Raw genomic sequence first — 18,144 nt, forward strand, 5'->3', positions numbered from 1 at the left:
CCAGTCGATTAGCGACCGTACGTAACCGGTGGCGAGACGCCAAACGTTTCAAGCTGTGACGCACGTCACCATGACAGCGGGAAGGGGGCTGATACCCCGCTATTTGTGCAGCTCAGGCCACCGTTACCGGTCTGTTTCCATTCCGAGATCAATCGAGATGGATCACCCTAAGTGAGTCATGCCTCACGCCGTTGCTCCACTCGGGGACGACCTGCGGAGGCCTCCGCGCCGTGCTTACGATCAAGCCGTGCGCGTCGAGGTCAAGATCGTCGGCAAGCCCGAGATCGTCGTCGACGGCCGTCGGGTCGAGGTCGTGGGCGACCGGCTCGCGGCCTTCGTCACGGCACTCGCCATGGACGCCGACCAACCCGTCCCGATGGCGACCCTGATCGAGCGGATGTGGCCGGCCGGACCGCCCGCGAGCCCGGAGCGCGCGGTGCGCGCCGTCGTGCTGCGGCTCCGCCACCTCCTCGGCGTCCCGGACCTCGTCACCACCGAACCGAGCGGCTACCGGCTCCGGGTGCCGCGCGAGGACGTCGACGCGCTCGTCGACCGGGACCCGGCCCCCGCCGACCCCGGACCGCCCGTCCCGGCGCAGCTCCCGGCCGACCTGCCGGACTTCGTCGGCAGGCGGGAGCAGGTGGCCGAACTGGCCGGGGCCACCGCGCCGGTGCTGGTGATCTCCGGCCCGCCCGGCATCGGCAAGACGGCGCTCGCCGTGCGGGCCGCGCACCGGCTGCGGTCCCGCTTCCCCGACGGCAGCCTCTACGGCGACCTGCGCGCGTACGCGCCGGGCGAACCCGTGGCGCCCGAACGGGTGCTGTCGCGGTTCCTGCGCGCGCTGGGCACCCCGCCGGATGCCATCCCGGTGCGGCTGGACGACCAGGTGCGCGCCTACCGGGCCGCGCTGGAGGGCAGGCGCGTCCTCGTGCTGCTGGACAACGCCACCGAGGCCGTCCTGGGCCCGCTGCGCCCCGAGGCGCCCGGCTGCGTGGCGCTGGTGACCAGCAGGCACGACCTGTCGGCCGCGCCCGGCGTCCACCAGGTCGAGCTGGGCGGGCTCGCCGACGCGGAAGCCCGCGACCTGCTCGGCGGCATGATCGGCGAGGAACTGGCCGCCGAGGCGCCCGCCGCGGTCGACGAGCTGGTCCGGTTGTGCGCGCGGCTGCCGCTCGCGCTGCGCATCGCGGGGGCGAACCTCGTGGGCCGCTACGCGGACGACGTGGCGGACTACGCCGCCGAGCTGCGCGACACCGACCGGCTCGCGGCGCTGTCGGTCGACGGGGACGTCGCCGTGCGGCGCGCGTTCGACCTCTCCTACCGGGTGCTGCCGGTGGACGCCCAGCGGCTGTTCCGCAGGCTCGGCCACGTGCCCGGCCCGGACTTCGGCGTGGCGACCGCGTCCGCCGTGCTGGGCGCGGACGCGCGGGGCCTGCTCGACGTGCTGGTCGGCGCGAGCCTCGTGCGGCACTCGACGCCCGGCCGCTACCTCCTGCACGACCTGCTGCGCCTCTACGCCGCGGGCATGGCCGAACCCGACCCGCTGGGCGGGCTCCTCGACCACCTGCTCGGCGCGACCCTGGCCGCCGGGCGCGCGCTCAACCCGGAGTTCCACCGCGTCGCCCTCCCTGCGGGCGTCCCGGTCGTCGAGGAGCCGGAGGACGCGCTGGCCTGGTTCGACGCCGAACGCGCCACGCTGGTCGCCACGGCCGTCCGGGCGGCCGGGTTCGGCCGCCCGGAGGTCGCCTGGCTGCTCACCGACCTCGCCCGCGGCTACTTCTACTTCCACGGCCACCTCTCCGACTGGCTCACCGCGTCGGAGGCCGCGCTGGAGGCCGCCGCCTCGGACCGCTACGGCGAGTTCGTCGCCCGCCGCGGCCTCGCGCTGGCCCACTGGCGCGGCGGAGGGCTCGCACTGGCCGTCGACGAGTTCACCAAGGCCCTCCACCTGGCCCGCGAGGTCGGCACGCCCCTCGACGTGGGCGCCGTCCTGTCCAACTACGCGATCGTCAACTGGGACCTGGGCAGCCTCGACGCGGCCGCCGCCGCCCTCCGCGAGTCGCTGGAGTTGAAGCGCGCGGAGGACCCCGTCCAGCAGGCGCCCACCCTGTTCAACCTCGCGGGCGTCCACATCGACCTCGGTCCGCTCGACCGCAGCATGGAGCACGTCCTGGAGGTCCTGCGGATCTCCTCGGAGAACGACCTCGCGTACGGCGTGGCCTTCTCGACCGCCCACGTCGGCGACACCCACTACCTGGTGGGCAACCTCCCGCTGGCCGAGCAGCACCTGGCCGCGGCGCTGGCGTCGCACGAGACCGTCGACGTGGGCCTCGTCTTCCGCGCGGGCGGCGTCGACAGCATGGCCAACGTCGAACTGGACCTCGGTCGCCCCGCGGCGGCGCTGCGCCGAGCCCTGCACGGCCTCGACCTGGCGACCAGGGCGGCCGACAGCAAGGGCGAGGTCGACTCCCGCAACACCCTGGGCCGGGTGCACCGCGTCCTCGGCGACCTGCCTGCCGCGATCGGCCACCACCGCGCCGCGCTGGGGACCAGCGCCCGCACGGGCTACCGGCGCGGCCAGGTCGACGCCCACCTCGGCCTCGCCACCGGCCACCGGCTGCTCGGCGACCTGGACACCGCGCTGCGGCACGTGGAGGACTCCGACGAGGCCGCCAGGAGCGGCCAGTTGCACGTGCGCCGCACGCGGGTCCTGGTGGAGTTCGCCGCGATCCGCCTGGCCCGCGGCGAGGTCGCCGAAGCGCTGGAGCAGGGCGGGGCGGCGCTCGACCTCAGCCGCCGGACCGGCAGGCGGATCGGCGAAGCGCACGCGCTGACCTGGCTGGGACGGACGCGGCTGGCGATGGGCGAGGACCGCATGGCGGCCGGGTGCTGGCGCGCGGCGCTGGAGGTGTTAGAGGAACTCGGCGCGCCGGACGCCGCCGAGGTGCGCGCCCTGCTCGGGGCGGACGAACCTTCAGCGACCCCGTGACGGGGCGAACTCAGCCGCCGGCGAACGGGGGCAGCACGTCCAGCAGCGCTCCGGACCGGACCGGGATGGCGCGGTCGCGGACGGCCACGCCGTCGAGCAGGAAGCTGGCCGCGGCCAGCACCCGCGCGAGCGGCTCGCCGTGCCGGTCGCGCACGGCGGTGAGCACGTCGGCGACCGTGGGGGAGCCGTGCAGGTCGATGTTCTCGTCCGGCACGCCCGCGGCGGCCCGCGCTCCCGCGAAGTACCGCACCGTCAGTTCGGGCACGTCATCCTCCGATCGCGCTCATGGGACGGTCGGGCTGGCTGAACCCGACGTCGTTGATGCCGTGCCCGGCGGCCTTCGCCCACATCGTCGCGCGCCACAGGTCGGCGATCTCCTGGTCGGTCGCGCCCGCCCGCAGCGGGGCGCGCAGGTCGGTCTCGGACTGGCTGAACAGGCAGTTGCGCAGTTGCCCGTCGGCGGTCAGGCGGGTCCGGTCGCAGGCGGCGCAGAACGGCCTGGTGACGGAGGCGATGACGCCGACGACGGCGGGGCCGCCGTCGACGAGCCAGCGTTCGGCGGGGGCGCCACCGCGGGCGGCCGGTTCGGGGGTGAGCTCGAACTCGGTCTTCAGCGAGGCGAGGATCTCGGCGGCGGTGACCATGTTCGCGCGGTCCCAGCCGTGCTGCGGGTCGAGCGGCATCTGCTCGATGAACCGCAACTGGTAGCCGTGCTCGACGGCGTAGCGCAGGAGGGGGACGGCCTCGTCCTCGTTCACGCCGCGCAGCAGCACGGAGTTGATCTTGACCGGGTCGAGGCCAGCCGCGCGGGCGGCGGCCATGCCCTCGAACACGTCGTGCAGCCGGTCGCGCCGGGTCAGCTCGTGGAAGCGGGTCCGGTCGAGCGTGTCCAGCGAGACGTTCACCCGGTTCAGGCCCGCCTCGACCAGGGTCGTGGCGCGCTTGGCGAGCGACAGGCCGTTGGTGGTCATGGAGATCTTCGGCCGCGGGGAGAGCGCCGCCGTGGCCGAGATCACGTCCTCCAGCCCCCGGCGCAGCAGCGGCTCGCCGCCGGTGAAGCGGACGTCCGTCACCCCCAGCTCGGTCACGGCGACCCGGAGCAGCCGGACGAGCTCGTCGTCGCTGAGCACCTCGGACGTCGGCAACCAGTCCAGGCCCTCGGCGGGCATGCAGTAGGTGCACCGCAGGTTGCAGCGGTCGGTCAGCGAGACCCGGAGGTCCGTCGCCACCCGGCCGAAGCGGTCGATCAGTTCCGGCCTGTCCGGACGCGTGGAGGCGTCCGGCGTGCCGCGGAGGACTGGCAACCCGAGTTCGACTGCTGTCACCTCCGCCAGGGTAGTGCGGAAACACGAGTGGGCGGTGGAGCGGAGCGCGCTGTGACGGAAGCGACGGTCGTCGTCACCCACAAGGCCGACGTGGTTGCTCCTTTCTTAGTCGCTAAGATGTTGAACAAGCCAAGAGGAGTGTGGTCATGGCCGAGGTGCCGTCCGACGTGCTGGAGCGGTTCGCCTGGTACGCCCGCGAGATGAGCGCGCTGACGGTGATGTTCCACAGCCGCGTCGCCGAGCACATGGGGCTGTCGGCCACCGACGAGAAGTGCCTCGACCTCGCCATGCGCGCCGACGGGGCGCTGACGGCGGGCCGCATCGCGGAGCTGTCCGGGCTGTCCACGGGCGCCGTCACCGGCGTGATCGACCGGCTCGAGCGCGCCGGGTACGTCCGCCGCGTGCGCGACCCGCACGACCGCCGCAAGGTGCTGGTCGAGGTCACCCGGCAGAACGCCGAGAAGTTCGCGCACCTCTTCGAGGACGCGCTGGCGTCCGTCGAGGAGGTGCTCTCGGGCTTCACCCCGGCCGAGATCGAGGTGCTGGAGCGCTACAACAAGGCGTCCATCGACGTGTTCCGGGCTCGCGTCGTCAAGGGCTGAGTAGCCCGGTGCCACGCTCGGGTGAATCATGTGCCGCATGCCGGAGAGCTGGAACTACCTCATGGACATGGACGGCGTCTTGGTGCACGAGGAGCACCCGATCCCCGGCGCGAGCGAGTTCGTCGCCGAGCTGACCGGGAACGACATCAAGTTCCTGGTGCTGACCAACAACTCGATCTACACCCCCCGAGACCTGCGGGCGCGGTTGGCGCGCACCGGGCTGGACATGCCCGAGACCGCGATCTGGACCTCGGCGCTGGCCACCGCCAAGTTCCTCGACTCGCAGCGCCCGAACGGCTCGGCGTTCGTCATCGGCGAAGCGGGCCTGACCACCGCCCTGCACGAGATCGGCTACGTCCTCACCGACCGCGACCCCGACTACGTCGTGCTCGGCGAGACCCGCACCTACAGCTTCACCGCCATCACCAAGGCGATCCGCCTGGTCGAGGAGGGCGCGAAGTTCATCGCCACCAACCCGGACGCCACCGGCCCGAGCCGTGAGGGCTCGCTGCCGGCGACCGGCGCCGTGGCCGCCCTCATCGCGCGGGCCACCGGCCGCGAGCCTTACTTCGTCGGCAAGCCGAACCCGTTGATGATGCGGTCGGCGCTGCGGGCGCTGGGCACGCACTCCGCCAACACCCTGATGATCGGCGACCGCATGGACACCGACATCCGCGCGGGCCTGGAGGCCGGCCTGCAGACCATCCTCGTCCTCTCCGGCATCTCCGCCGACTCCACGGCCGAGATGTACCCCTTCCGCCCCACCAGGGTCATCAACTCCATCGCCGACCTGGTGGGCAACTCCGCGGCCCCCTTCTAGCCCCCGGAGCCCACCCGCGCGGGGCCGACTTCGGGCGGTCGGGCCGGAGTCCGCGAAACAGCGGTCCTCCAACGCAGTAACGTCGCGTTCGTGGACACCGACCAGCGCAAGCTCTTCGTGGTCGGCGACGTGCACGGGCACCTCGCGGAACTCGCTCGTTCCCTGCACCTCGCCGACCTCCTCGATTCCGACGGCGACTGGTGCGGTGGGGAGTCGGAACTCTGGTTCCTCGGCGACTTCGTCGACCGGGGGCCGGACGGGATCGGCGTGATCGAGCTGGTCATGCGGCTCTCTGCGGAGGCAGCCGAGGCGGGTGGCAGCGTGAACGCCCTGCTGGGCAACCACGAGGTGCTGCTGCTCGGCATGCACCGCTTCGGGAACACGAACGTGCCCGGCGCGCCCAGCGCCCGCAGCTTCGAGCGGAGCTGGTTGATGAACGGCGGCCTGCGCAGCGACCAGGACCGCCTCACCGACAAGCACATCGAGTGGCTGACCAGCAGGCCGGTCATGACGCTGGTCGACGACCACCTGCTGATGCACTCCGACACGATGGCGTACCTGGAGTACGGCGACACGATCGACGAGGTCAACGACGCCGTCCGCGAGGTGGTCGCCGACGACGACCTGTCCGAGTGGTGGGAGTGCTGGCGGCGGATGACGACGCGGTACGCGTTCCGCGGCACGCACGGCGTCGAGGTCGCCGACCAGATGCTGGACCAGCTCGGCGGCAAGGTCGTCGTGCACGGCCACAGCGTCATCGCCGACCAGTTGGGGGTGCCGCCGGAGCAGATCGACGGTCCCCTCCAGTACGCCGACGGCCGGGTGCTGGCGATCGACGCCGGGCTGTACAGCGGCGGCCCGTGCCTGGTGGTCGAGCTGCCCTACGGCTGAGCGTCCCGCCAGGACCCATGCTTTCACCGGGCGGCCGTGCGAAGGTTGGGGGAGCGCTCAACGTCGTCGCGGGAGGTCGTCGTGTCCACGGTCAGCTATTCCTCCGGTACCTCGACCGTCCCGCTGCTCGGGGACACCATCGGCGCGAACTTCGACCGCGCCGTCGAGCGCTTCGGCGACCGGGAGGCGCTGGTCGAGTGCGAGACCGGCCGCCGCTGGACCTACCGCGAACTCGCCGCCGAGGTCGACGCGCTCGCCGCCGGGCTGCTCGCGTCCGGCGTGCGCGTGGGCGACCGGGTCGGGATCTGGGCGCCGAACCGCGCCGAGTGGGTGTTCGTCCAGTACGCCACGGCCAAGATCGGCGCGATCATGGTCAACGTGAACCCGGCCTACCGGGTGCACGAACTGGAGTACGTGCTCAACCAGTCCGGGGTGCGCACGCTGGTCGCCGCGCGCGACTTCAAGACGTCCGACTACGCGGGGATGATCGAGCAGGTCCGGTCGAAGTGCGCCGGGCTCCGGCAGGTCGTGCTGCTCGGGAGTCCGGAGTGGACGGAGCTGCTGGCGGCGCGGGAGCGGCCGGAGTTCCCCGAGCTGTCGGCCGACGACCCGATCAACGTCCAGTACACGTCCGGCACCACGGGGTTCCCGAAGGGCGCGACCCTGTCGCACCACAACATCCTCAACAACGGGTACTTCGTCGGCGAGCTCGTCAACTACTCCGAGGCCGACCGGATCTGCGTCCCCGTGCCGTTCTACCACTGCTTCGGCATGGTCATGGGCAACCTCGCGGCCACCTCGCACGGCGCCTGCGTGGTCATCCCCGCGCAGGGCTTCTCGCCCGCCGCGACGCTGCGCGCGGTCGCCGAGGAGCGCTGCACGTCCCTGTACGGCGTGCCGACGATGTTCATCGCCGAGCTCGCCGAACCGGACTTCGACGGTTACGACCTGTCGTCGCTGCGCACCGGGATCATGGCGGGCTCGCCGTGCCCGGTGGAGGTGATGAAGCAGGTCATCGATCGGATGGGCATGCGCGAGGTGTCCATCTGCTACGGCATGACCGAGACGTCACCGGTGTCCACGCAGACCCGCGCGGACGATTCGCTGGACCGCCGCGTGTCCACCGTCGGCCGGGTCGGGCCGCACCTGGAGGTCAAGGTCGTCGACCCGGTCACCGGCGGGACCGTGCCGCGCGGCACGCCGGGTGAGCTGTGCACCCGCGGCTACTCGGTGATGCTCGGGTACTGGGAGCAGCCGGACAAGACGGCCGAGGCGATCGACTCGGCCCGCTGGATGCACACCGGCGACCTCGCCGTCATGGACGCCGACGACTACGTGAACATCACCGGCCGCATCAAGGACATGGTGATCCGCGGCGGCGAGAACGTGTACCCGCGCGAGATCGAGGAGTTCCTCTACACCCACCCGGACATCCTGGACGCGCAGGTCATCGGCGTGCCGGACGCCCGCTACGGCGAGGAGCTGATGGCGTGGGTCCGACTGCGGCCCGGCGCCGCGGCCATCACCGTCGAGGCGCTGCGGGAGTTCTGCGCCGGGAAGCTCGCGCACTACAAGGTCCCCCGCTACGTGCACGTCGTCGACGAGTTCCCGATGACCGTGACCGGCAAGGTCCGCAAGGTCCAGATGCGCCAGGAGGCCGTGGCGCTGCTCGGGTTGGAGTAGGGGCCTTCCGACCCGTGGACCAGCGTCGCGGCCGGGCGGACGATGGGGTGCCGAGGGGAGAGCGAAGGAGCCCGAGATGCTGACCGCCGCGAAGACCACCACCATGCTGCCCGTGACCGACCCGGAACGGGCGGGCCGGTTCTACGCCGACCAGCTCGGGCTCAAGGCCGTCGGCGTGCAGCCGGACGGCACCAGGGTGTTCGAGCTGGGCCGAGGTGACGGGCTGGGGCTGATGCCCGCCGAGGCGGGCGCGCAGACCGCGCACACCGTGCTGACCTTCGAGGTCGACGACCTGGAGTCCGAGGTCGCCGACCTGGAGCGGCGAGGGGTGCGGTTCGAGGACTACGACCTGCCCGACCTCAGGACGGTGAACCACATCGCGGCGATGGGCGACGAGCGCGCGGCGTGGTTCCACGACTCCGAGGGCAACGTCCTCTGCGTGCACGAGGTGGTCACGGCACGTCGACGATGACCTTGCCCAGCGGCATCAGGGACACGGGGATGAGCTTGAAGTTCGCGATTCCCAACGGGATGCCGATGATCGTGACGCACAGCAGGACGCCGGTGACGACGTGGCCGATGGCCAGCCAGATGCCCGCGACGACGATCCAGATGATGTTGCCGATCAGCGAGGCCGCTCCCGCGTCGTGGCGGTCGACGACCGTGCGCCCGAACGGCCACAGCGCGTAGTTCGCGATGCGGAACGACGCGATGCCCCAGGGGATGGTGATGATCAGGACGCAGCAGATGATCCCGGCTATCGCGTAGCCGACGGCCATCCAGAACCCGCACAGGATCAGCCAGATCAGATTGAGGATGAGGCGCATACCTCGATCTTGCCTGATTAGGCTGCGGTGCTGTGACCCAATCCGTGCGTTGGGGCGTAGTCGCCCCTGGTGGTATCGCTGACGTCGTCACCGCCGACCTGCTGCTGGTGCGTGGTGCCGAAGTGCTCGCCGTGTCGTCGCGCGCACTGCCGCGCGCGCAGGAGTTCGCCGAGAAGCACGGCATCCCGCGCGCCTACGGCAGCACCGCGGACCTGCTGGCCGACCCGGACGTGGACGTGGTCTACGTGGCCACACCGCACGCCCAGCACCACGAGGTGGCGCGGGCCGCGCTGCTCGCGGGCAAGCACGTGCTGTGCGAGAAGGCGTTCACGCTGACGCTGGCCGACGCCCAGGACCTCGTCGACCTGGCCCGCGAGCGGAACCTGTTCCTGATGGAGGCCATGTGGACGCGGTTCAACCCGCTGGTCCGCCGGATCAAGTCGCTGGTCGCCGAAGGGGCCATCGGTGAGGTCCGGGCGGTGCACGCGGACTTCGGGTTCACCGCCGCCTACGACCCGTCGCACCGGCTGTGGAACCCGGCGCTCGGCGGCGGCGCGCTGCTCGACCTCGGCGTCTACCCGGTGTCGTTCACGCACATGCTGCTCGGCGAACCCGAGTCGATCACCGTGCACGGTTCGCTCGCACCGTCCGGTGTGGACGCCGACGTGGCGCTGCTGCTCGCCTACGCCAACGGCGCCCACGGGCTGCTCACGTGCTCGTTGACCAGCACGCCGGAGGTGAGCGCGACCATCGTCGGCAGCGGTGGGCGCATCGACGTCCCCGAGCCGTTCTTCAACCCGTCGGCCATCGTCGTCAACGGCGTCGAGGAGCGGGTCGAGCTGGAGGGCACCGGCTACACCTACCAGCTCACCGAGGTCACCCAGCGGGTCGCCGCCGGCTACACGGAGAGCCCCGAGATGACCTTGGACGACACCCTGGCCGTGATGCGCACGCTCACCACGGCGCTCGACGCGCTGGGCGTGAGCTACGAGAACGTGAGGTAGACCAGCACGAGGTTGAGGGCGATCACGGCCACCGACACGGCACCGGCCGCGACGGTGGTGCCGACGCGGTTGGCGGCCGTGCCCATGACGGACCGCCGGGCGGTCAGCCACACCAGCGGCACCAGCGCGAACGGGATGCCGAACGACAGGACGACCTGCGACAGCACCAGGGCCTGGGTCGGGTCGACGCCGACGGCCAGCACGACGAGGGCGGGCACGAGCGTGATGAGCCGCCGGGTCAGCAGCGGGATCCGGAAGCGCAGCAGGCCGTCCATCACGACCGCGCCCGCGTAGCAGCCGACGGCCGTGGAGGCGAAGCCCGACGCGAGCAGGCCGATGGCGAACAGTAGCGCGATCCCGCCGCCGAGCTGCGTGCCGACGGCGGCGTGCACGCCCTCCAGGCCGTCGACGCCCGGCACGTCCCGCAGCGCGCCCGCGGCGAGCAGCAGCATGGCCGTGTTCACCGCGCCCGCGAACACCATCGCGATCACCACGTCGACCTTGGTGGCGGCCAGCAGCCGTCGGCGCGGTGCGCCTTCGGCGGGCTTGCCGTGCCGGTCGCGGGCCAGCGCCGAGTGCAGGTACACGGCGTGCGGCATCACGGTCGCGCCCAGCATCCCGGCCGCGAGCAGCACGCTGTCCGCGCCGTCGAACCGCGGCACCAGCCCGCCAAGGGTCCCCGAGACCGATGGCGGGTCGACGAACAGGCCCGCGGCGAACCCGACGGCGATCACCACCAGCAGCGTCGTGACGACCCGCTCGAACGGCCGCTGCCCGCGCCGGTCCTGCACGAGCAGCAGGGCGGTCGACACGACACCGGTGATCACCCCGCCGACCAGCAGCGGCAGGTCGAACAGCAGCCCCAGCGCGATGGCCCCGCCGAGCACCTCCGCGAGGTCGGTCGCCATCGCCACGACCTCCGCCTGCCCCCAGTAGGCGAGTCGCACCGGCCTCGGCATCCGGTCGCGCACGGCCTCCGGCAGCGACTGCCCCGTGACCAGCCCGAGCTTCGCCGACAGGTACTGCACCAGCCCGGCCATCACGTTCGCCACGACCAGCACCCAGACCAGCAGGTACCCGTACCGGGCGCCCGCGGCGGTGTTCGTGGCGACGTTGCCGGGGTCGACGTAGGCGATGGCCGCCACGAAGGCGGGACCGAGGAGCACGGCGCCCGCTCTGACACGGGCGACCTTCGGGCGAATCGCGACCACCGGGGGACCTCCTCGTAGCTTGTCGCCACATCATGGCAACAAGCCCCGGTCACTCCGGCAGCACGGCCCTCGCGACCGCGATCATGGCGTCCACGGCCCGCTCGGGCGGCCCGCTGGGCAGCAGCAGGTGGCTCAGCGCCAGCCGCACGATCGTCTCCGCCGCCTGCCCCGCCCGCTCGACCGGCAGGTCAGGCCACCGCAGCCGCAGGTGCTTGGCCACCACCTCGGTCGCGGGCACCAGCACCGGCAGCCCCTTGGTCGTCAGGAACGGCAGCAGGTCCTCGGCGTCCGCCCCCGTCACCACGGACGTGACGAGCCGGTCCCTCGCGGCCTGCTCCAGCATGAACATCAGCGCGTTCCGCATCCCCTCGAACGGGTCCGCGGCCTCGTTCAACCGCTGCTCGACCCCCGTCAGGTACTCGGCCGTCCGGTGCAGCGCCACGGCCTGCACGAGCCCCTCCTTGTTCCGGAACTCGTTGTAGACCGTCTGCCTGCTCACCCCCACCCGACTGGCCACGTCGGCCATCCGCAACCCCGCGAACCCGTTCGCCGCCAGGTCCTCGGCCGCGGCGGCGAGCAGGCTCTCGCGCAGCGCGCTCTCGGTGGTTCGAGTCACGTGGTGAGCCTTACATATTCGGCCGAAGTGCCCATCACCTGGACGGGGGACCGCTTTTCGTCAATCCACGTAGAGTGAGCCGGTGCCGTTGACCGTGGGATTCGACCTGGACATGACCCTCATCGACCCCCGACCGGGCATGGCGGCGGTGATGAACGCCGTGGCCAAGGAGACCGGCTACCCGCTCGACGGCGAGGCGTTCGCCGCCCACCTCGGCCCGCCGCTCGACATGGTCTACCGGGAGAGCGGCGTCCCGGAGGAGGAGATCCCCGACCTGGTCACCCGCTTCCGCGCCCTCTACCCCGACGTCGTCATCCCGTCCACGGTCGAGCTGCCAGGCGCGGCGCAATCGCTTGCGGCCGTACGCGAGCTGGGCGGCACCGTAGTCGTGGTCACCGGCAAGTACCGCCAGAACGCCAAACTGCACCTCGACGCCTTCGGCTGGGAGGTCGACCACCTCATCGGCGGCGTCTGGTCAACCGGCAAGGCCGAAGCCCTGCTCCTGCACGGCGCGGCCGTCTACGTGGGCGACCACCTGGGCGACGTGCGCGGCGCCAAGGCCGCGGGCGCGGTAGCCGTGGGCGTCACCACCGGCCCCTGCGACGAGGCGGAGTTGAAGGAAGAGGGTGCGGACGTGGTCTTCCCCGACCTCACCGAGTTCCCGACGTGGCTGCGCGAGAACGCAGACCGCCTCAGCGCCGCTTCGACCGAGAACTCCGCACCACGCTGACCACACCAACCGCCAACCCCACCGGCGTCAACAACCAGGCGGCCACGTTCAACCACACCGGCAGGTCGCTCCGCCCAGCCGCGAAGAGCACGAACACCACCACGATCGCCACCAGTCCGAGCGCGAACAAGCCCAGTGCCAGCGGCATCAGCTTCGAAGCGGTCATGCCCCGAGGGTAGTCGCGCAATCGGAGGTGCCCGCACGCCGGTCTTCTGGCTACTCTGGGGGAACGCGTCCTGGGCACGCCCTAGGGCGCTTCGTCATGTCAAAGCAAGGGAATGGTGAGGGCAGTGCCGACCGGCAAGGTCAAGTGGTACGACACCGAGAAGGGCTTCGGCTTCGTCACCCAGGACGGTGGCGAGGACGTCTACGTGCGGAAGTCCGCGCTCCCTCCGGGCGTCGAGGGCTTGAAAGCCGGACAACGCATCGAATTCGGCATGGCAGAAGGCCGCAGAGGCCCACAAGCCCTCTCGGTACGCCTGGTGGACCCCGCACCCTCAGTAGCCGAAGCCAGGCGCAGACCAGCGGAAGAACTGCACGGCCTGGTAGAAGACATGATCAAACTGCTGGAAACCAAGATCCAGCCAGACCTACGCCGAAACCGCTACCCAGACCGCAAGACGACAAAGCTGGTAGCAGAGGTAGTACGCGCAGTGGCACGGGAACTCGACCCGTAAAGGCCACAACGGCGACGACGGCGACGGCCGTGGTGGGGGTGACAGCGGTGGCGAGCGCCGTGACGGCGGCGAGCGCAGTGGCGAGGGCGGCGACGGTGGTGGCGGTGGCAACAAGCCGCCACCTTTCGCCCTGACGCACGCCACTACCAACAGCCCTGGCGACCCACCACAAACCGGTGCAACCCGAGTGACCCACCACAAAGCTGGCGCAACCTTGGTGACCCACCACAAACCGGCGCAACCCCAGTGACCCTCCACAAAGCCGACGCAACCCGAGTGACCCACCACCAACGCGACCCAGTGGCGACCCACCGCAAAGCCAGCGCAACCCTGGTGACCCACAAAGCCGACGCAAACCTGGCGACCCACCACCAACGCGACCCACGGGTGGCCCACTACGAAACCGGCACCCACCGCCCTAAAACCGTGGCCGATTTTACTTGGGGGATTCGACCCTTAAACTTGCGTCGGGCGGCAGCTTCACCTTCTGCCCTTTATTGCCCGACGAAGGGTCGAATCTAGGGGCCCCAAGTCAAATCGGCCACACCACGCTGGTACCAGCGCCGACCAGCAACCCCAACCCCACCCTCAACCCCGATCATCCACAGACAAAACCCAGGTCCCCCGAGCCACGAACTCAATCTGCCCAGTCTCATCAATCTGGACCCTCTTCCCGAACTGCTGAACCTCAACACTCTCCAATTGATCATCAGCAGCAGGCAATTCCAACGTATAAGCATACCGAGGCTCAGCAGAAGTAAAGACCTTGGACCGCAACGGCTCCTGCCCCACCCCATCCCCATCCCGGTACGTGAACTTCACCGACCAAGCAGAATCCGCCACCTCCCCAGGCACAGAAATCTGCACGGGCAACCCAGGCCGAACCCGCAAAACCCCCACAGCCCCAGCGTCAACCACGCAGTTCTCCGACTCCAGGTCGCAGTACTGCGTAGGACGAACGTTCACCGTCTTCCCGGACGAGTAGAACGTCACCTCAGGCAACGACGGCGCAGAACACCCCGCAACCACCACAACCGCACTGACCAGCACAGCAAGAACTCGGCGCACGCAACCAAACTCTACGCAGCCCGCCCCCGAGCACCCCCACCCGCACCAAGCCCCTCACCGAGCCCCCTCACCCGGTCCCCTCACCCGATGGGCTTCGTAGGATGCACCGCCCCAGGATGCTCAGGCCGATCCCCACCGATCCCGGGGATCAACGACCCCCCACGCTGACACATCACCGTCTGCGTCAACCCCACCGCCAACAACACCGACAACACCGTGAACCCGACCCAGTACGTAGCGGGCAACAACACCCCCAACGCCCCACCGAACACCCAGGTCAACTGAAGGATCGTCTCCGACCGCCCAAACGCCGACGCCCGAGACTCCTCCGGCAGATCATCCTGGATCACCGCGTCCAAACTGATCTTCGCCAACCCACTGGCCGTAGCCCCCACCAACCCCACAACAGCCGCCGTCGCCAACCCCGGCAGCACCGCCGCCAACACCGCCACGAACAACGAAGCCCCCAAACAGGCGATCACCACCTGATCAGGCTTCCCGAAGTGCAACCGTGCCCCCACGGCGTTCCCGAGGAAGCTGCCGATCCCGGCCGCCCCGGCGATCACGCCCAGCAGCAGCAACTGCTTCCCGGCGTCGCCCTCCGTCTGGGCCCGGACGACGAACGCCGCGAACAGCGTCAGGAACCCGGTCAGCATCCGGATGGTCCCGTTGCCCCACAACGACACCACCACGTGCCGCCCCAACGGCTGCCGCTTCGCCTTCCTCGGCTCGGTGCGCATCGACGTGGGCACCTCGCCCTCGGTGACCTCGACCCAGGCCGGGATCCGCAGGCACAGCCACCCGTTCGCCAGGCACAGGACGGCCGTGAACCACAGCGCCCCCGGCGAGTCGAAGAGCTGCGCGAACCCGGCGGCCACGGCCCCGAACACGCCGCCTGCCGCCAAGCCGAACACCGTCATCCGCGCGTTCGTCTTCGACAGCGTGATGTCCGGCGGCAGCACGCGCGGCGTGATCGCCGACTTCAGCACCGTGAACGACTTCGACAGCACCATGCTGCCCAGCGCCGCCGGGTACAGCCCCCAGTCGTCGAAGTGCAGCGCCATGATGATCGACAGGAACACCCGCAGCACGCAGGCGGCGGCCAGCGCGATCCGCCGACCCCGCTGGATCCGGTCCAGCGCGGGCCCAATCACCGGTGCGATCAGCGCGAACGGCGCCACGGTGATCAGCAGGTAGAGGGCGACCTTCCCCTGGCTCTCGCCGGTGGCCGCGGAGAAGAAGAGCGTGTTCGCCAGCGCCACGGCCATCGCGGCGTCGGCGGCGTAGTTCAGCATCACCGCGTACGTCAGGGCGGTGAGCCCGGACTTCTCCGCCCCGTCCGCGTGCGCGGCCTTCCGGAACGCGGTCACCGCCTGCTTGCTGAGCTGCTTGCCGCGGAACATCGCGACCCTGGTCACGGTCAGCTTCTTCGGCAGCGTCGGCTCGGTGGCCTGCTCGGACGGGGGCACCGGTTCCCGGCGCGGGCGCTGCTCGGGGTCCGGCGGCTCACCCGTCGGGTACGGCCTGGTCGGGCGCTGGCGGGAGGGCCGTTCGAAGTCGAAGCGCGCCTCGGTGTTCTGCCTCGGCTGGTAGTCCTCCTCGTCCCACGGGTACCGCGGCGGTTCCTGGCGGGGAGGCGGCTGCCTGCGCGGGGGCGCTTGCCGGGGCGGCGGGTTCGGCGGCCACTGGGAGACGCCCTGGGGCTGCTCCGGCCCGCGGCGGGACTTGCGGCCGCCGCTCCAGCCGCGCCGGGCACGAGGTGTGCCGTGCGGGTCGTCCGAACCGGAGCGCATCACGCCCCAATCCTGCCTCACGCGGACGCCTGGTGTGCGGGAACGGGCGCGAGGCGGACGTGAATCACCCGCTCCGGGGCACCCCCGGAAGGGTCACGCGACGAACCGGACGCGGAACGCGCTCGGCCAGTTCTTCCCCGTCACCAGGAACTCGTCGGTGCCCGGCACGGCCGCGATCCCGTTCAGCACGTTCGACTTCGGCACGTCGGCCGGGCGCAGGGAACTGGCGTCGACGGTCGCGGTCACCTTGCCGCTGGCGGGGTCGATGCGCACGATCTGGTCCGTCTGCCACACGTTCGCCCACACCGAGCCGTTCACGCACTCCAGCTCGTTGATGTACTGGAGCGGCTGCCCGTCCCTGGTCACGGCCACGGTGCCGGTCTCGGCGAACGTCGTCGGGTCGCGGAACGCCAGCTCGGCCGTGCCGTCGCTCATGACGAGCCGTTGACCGTCGAGGCAGAGGCCCCAGCCCTCGCCGTCGTAGGTGACCCGCTTCACCTCGGCGAGCGTCGTCCGGTCGCGCTGGATGGCGATTCCGTCCTGCCAGGTGATCTGCCAGACGCGGTCGCCGACGAGCGTGATGCCCTCGCCGAACAGCGGGCCGGGCAGGTCGACCTTCGCCTGGATGGCGCCGGTGGCCGGGTCGACGCGCCGCATCGTCGACTCGCCTTCGAAGCCCGTGCCCTCGTAGAGGACGCCGTCCCTCAGCTCAAGGCCCTGCGTGAACGCGGTCGGGTCGTGCGGGATCGTGGCCAGCACCTCGACCTTCGACGGCGCGTCCGACGAGCCTCCGGAAGGGGTCTGCGGGGTCGTGCACGCGCCGACGAGGACCAGTCCCACCAACGCCAGGAGCCACCGCACGTCCAGAAGGGTGACACGTGTGCACGGGACTGTGTAGTCGTGCGGCACAATTCACCTGTGACCCCCATGCCCACTCAGCACCCGCAGCCGGTGCTCGCCGATTCCGAAGCCGTCGATCTCGCCCGCGCCGCCGCGCAGGAGGAAGCAGGCCAGGAACGCATCGGCGCGCACGTGGGTGTGCTCGGTGAGGACGAGGTCTCGGTCACCCACCTCTTCGAGGCCAACCACGCCGGCTACCACGGCTGGAACTGGGCCGTGACGGTCGCGTTCGCCGGGGAGGGCACGCCGCTCTCGGTGAGCGAGGTCGTGCTGCTGCCCGGCAACGAGGCGCTGGTCGCGCCGGACTGGGTGCCGTGGGAGGACCGGGTCCGCGCCGGTGACCTCGGTGTGGGCGACCTCATGCCGACCAGGGCCGACGACCCGCGGCTCGTGCCCGGCTACCTGGAGTCCGAGGACCCGGCGATCGAGGAGGTCTCGCGCGAGATCGGCCTCGGCCGCGTGCGCGTGCTCGGTCGCAACGGCCGCCTCGACGCCGCCGAGCGCTGGCACGGCAGCGACTTCGGGCCGCTGAGCGACATGGCCCGCAGCGCGCCCGCGACGTGCGGGAGCTGCGGCTTCTACCAGCAGATCAAGGGCTCGCTCGGCGCCGCGTTCGGCGTGTGCGCGAACGAGCTGACGCCCGCGGACGGCCGCGTGGTGCACGTCGAGTACGGCTGCGGCGCGCACTCCGAGGTCGAGATCGACATGAGCGTCGGCATCCCCGTGTCGGACGTGGTCTACGACGACGCCCAGCTCGACGTGGAGCCGAACGAGGTCCGCCGGGAGGTCCCGGCCCAGGCCGATGCGCCCGTCGTGGCCGATGCGCCTGCCGTGGCCGATGCGCCTGCCGAGGTCGACGCCGAGACACCCGCCGACGCGCCTGCCGTGGCCGAAGTCGACATCGAGACGCCCGCGGTGGCCGAAGTCGAGACCGAGGTCCCCGCCCAGGCGGAGGGCGAGGCCCCGGCAGAGACGGCCGAGACCGGGAACGAGACCGCGACCCAGTGA

At 71.0% G+C, this 18,144-nt stretch carries 19 protein-coding genes; 10 read left to right on the forward strand and 9 right to left on the reverse strand.

Translation table 11 applies throughout. From position 1 onward, the window contains the following. Nucleotides 1–247: 247 nt before the first annotated feature. The gene (locus NZH93_RS18800; protein WP_259624413.1) at nt 248–2,989 is read left to right on the forward strand and encodes an ATP-binding protein; all 2,742 of its coding nucleotides are present in this window, start codon (nt 248–250) and stop codon (nt 2,987–2,989) included. Nucleotides 2,990–2,999: 10 nt separating this feature from the next. On the opposite strand, the gene NZH93_RS18805 is transcribed toward NZH93_RS18800, so the two are convergent. Together NZH93_RS18805 and moaA are read right to left on the reverse strand one after the other, a co-directional pair. Next, the gene (locus tag NZH93_RS18805) at nt 3,000–3,254 is read right to left on the reverse strand and encodes a MoaD/ThiS family protein (RefSeq protein WP_259624414.1); all 255 of its coding nucleotides are present in this window, start codon (nt 3,252–3,254) and stop codon (nt 3,000–3,002) included. A gap of 1 nt (nt 3,255) precedes the next feature. Then, nucleotides 3,256–4,314: a GTP 3',8-cyclase MoaA gene (gene moaA / locus NZH93_RS18810; protein WP_372506692.1), complete on the reverse strand. Its 1,059-nt coding sequence runs from the start codon at nt 4,312–4,314 to the stop codon at nt 3,256–3,258. A gap of 146 nt (nt 4,315–4,460) precedes the next feature. Here moaA and NZH93_RS18815 point away from each other — a divergent pair, with 146 nt between their 5' ends. The 5 genes from NZH93_RS18815 (at nt 4,461) to NZH93_RS18835 (ending at nt 8,782) form a co-directional block, all read left to right on the forward strand. Further along, complete coding sequence (locus NZH93_RS18815; RefSeq protein WP_259624415.1) at nt 4,461–4,916, forward strand: MarR family winged helix-turn-helix transcriptional regulator; 456 nt, start codon at nt 4,461–4,463, stop codon at nt 4,914–4,916. Nucleotides 4,917–4,953: 37 nt separating this feature from the next. Then, on the forward strand, nt 4,954–5,736 hold the full coding sequence (locus NZH93_RS18820) for an HAD-IIA family hydrolase (protein ID WP_259624416.1): 783 nt from the start codon (nt 4,954–4,956) through the stop codon (nt 5,734–5,736). A 90-nt stretch (nt 5,737–5,826) separates the two neighbouring features. Beyond that, nucleotides 5,827–6,627, forward strand: coding sequence for a metallophosphoesterase family protein (locus NZH93_RS18825; protein ID WP_259624417.1), 801 nt, complete (start codon nt 5,827–5,829; stop codon nt 6,625–6,627). Nucleotides 6,628–6,708: 81 nt separating this feature from the next. After that, on the forward strand, nt 6,709–8,310 hold the full coding sequence (locus NZH93_RS18830; RefSeq protein ID WP_259624418.1) for an AMP-binding protein: 1,602 nt from the start codon (nt 6,709–6,711) through the stop codon (nt 8,308–8,310). Between the two features lie 76 nt (nt 8,311–8,386). Beyond that, nucleotides 8,387–8,782 (forward strand): VOC family protein, encoded by a 396-nt coding sequence (locus NZH93_RS18835; RefSeq protein WP_259624419.1) that lies wholly within the window; start codon nt 8,387–8,389, stop codon nt 8,780–8,782. Here NZH93_RS18835 and NZH93_RS18840 read toward each other — a convergent pair. Then, a complete protein-coding gene (locus NZH93_RS18840) occupies nt 8,763–9,137 on the reverse strand; it encodes a YccF domain-containing protein (protein WP_259624420.1) in 375 nt (124 codons plus the stop codon). The two genes, NZH93_RS18835 and NZH93_RS18840, sit on opposite strands and share 20 nt — an antisense overlap. A gap of 32 nt (nt 9,138–9,169) precedes the next feature. Here NZH93_RS18840 and NZH93_RS50710 point away from each other — a divergent pair, with 32 nt between their 5' ends. After that, nucleotides 9,170–10,141, forward strand: a complete 972-nt coding sequence (locus tag NZH93_RS50710; RefSeq protein WP_259624421.1) for a Gfo/Idh/MocA family protein — start codon at nt 9,170–9,172, stop codon at nt 10,139–10,141. On the opposite strand, the gene NZH93_RS18850 is transcribed toward NZH93_RS50710, so the two are convergent. Both NZH93_RS18850 and NZH93_RS18855 read right to left on the reverse strand, forming a co-directional pair. After that, the gene (locus NZH93_RS18850) at nt 10,123–11,352 is read right to left on the reverse strand and encodes an Nramp family divalent metal transporter (protein ID WP_259624422.1); all 1,230 of its coding nucleotides are present in this window, start codon (nt 11,350–11,352) and stop codon (nt 10,123–10,125) included. The two genes, NZH93_RS50710 and NZH93_RS18850, sit on opposite strands and share 19 nt — an antisense overlap. Before the next feature lie 49 nt (nt 11,353–11,401). Then, nucleotides 11,402–11,968, reverse strand: a complete 567-nt coding sequence (locus tag NZH93_RS18855) for a TetR/AcrR family transcriptional regulator (protein WP_259624423.1) — start codon at nt 11,966–11,968, stop codon at nt 11,402–11,404. A gap of 82 nt (nt 11,969–12,050) precedes the next feature. On the opposite strand from NZH93_RS18855, the gene NZH93_RS18860 reads away from it, so the two are divergent. Continuing rightward, nucleotides 12,051–12,698, forward strand: a complete 648-nt coding sequence (locus NZH93_RS18860; protein ID WP_259624424.1) for an HAD family hydrolase — start codon at nt 12,051–12,053, stop codon at nt 12,696–12,698. Here the strand turns inward: NZH93_RS18860 and NZH93_RS18865 are convergent. Continuing rightward, on the reverse strand, nt 12,661–12,864 hold the full coding sequence (locus NZH93_RS18865) for a hypothetical protein (protein ID WP_259624425.1): 204 nt from the start codon (nt 12,862–12,864) through the stop codon (nt 12,661–12,663). The genes NZH93_RS18860 and NZH93_RS18865 overlap by 38 nt on opposite strands. Before the next feature lie 124 nt (nt 12,865–12,988). Between NZH93_RS18865 and NZH93_RS18870 the strand changes: the two genes are divergently transcribed. Then, nucleotides 12,989–13,375 (forward strand): cold-shock protein, encoded by a 387-nt coding sequence (locus NZH93_RS18870; RefSeq protein WP_106185445.1) that lies wholly within the window; start codon nt 12,989–12,991, stop codon nt 13,373–13,375. Nucleotides 13,376–13,963: 588 nt separating this feature from the next. Here the strand turns inward: NZH93_RS18870 and NZH93_RS18875 are convergent. The 3 genes from NZH93_RS18875 to NZH93_RS18885 all read right to left on the reverse strand — a co-directional run bounded on the left by NZH93_RS18875 (nt 13,964) and on the right by NZH93_RS18885 (nt 17,097). Further along, nucleotides 13,964–14,443: a DUF2771 family protein gene (locus NZH93_RS18875; RefSeq protein WP_308214212.1), complete on the reverse strand. Its 480-nt coding sequence runs from the start codon at nt 14,441–14,443 to the stop codon at nt 13,964–13,966. 80 nt (nt 14,444–14,523) lie between these two features. Further along, nucleotides 14,524–16,236, reverse strand: coding sequence for an MFS transporter (locus NZH93_RS18880; RefSeq protein WP_259624605.1), 1,713 nt, complete (start codon nt 16,234–16,236; stop codon nt 14,524–14,526). Nucleotides 16,237–16,329: 93 nt separating this feature from the next. Then, entirely contained in the window at nt 16,330–17,097 is a 768-nt protein-coding gene (locus NZH93_RS18885) for a glutaminyl-peptide cyclotransferase (protein ID WP_372506693.1), read from the reverse strand. Nucleotides 17,098–17,163: 66 nt separating this feature from the next. On the opposite strand from NZH93_RS18885, the gene NZH93_RS18890 reads away from it, so the two are divergent. Next, nucleotides 17,164–18,144, forward strand: coding sequence for a DUF3027 domain-containing protein (locus NZH93_RS18890; protein ID WP_259624607.1), 981 nt, complete (start codon nt 17,164–17,166; stop codon nt 18,142–18,144).

Origin of the sequence: Umezawaea endophytica (assembly GCF_025061645.1) — a bacterium.
Taxonomy (GTDB): Bacteria; Actinomycetota; Actinomycetes; order Mycobacteriales; family Pseudonocardiaceae; genus Umezawaea; species Umezawaea endophytica.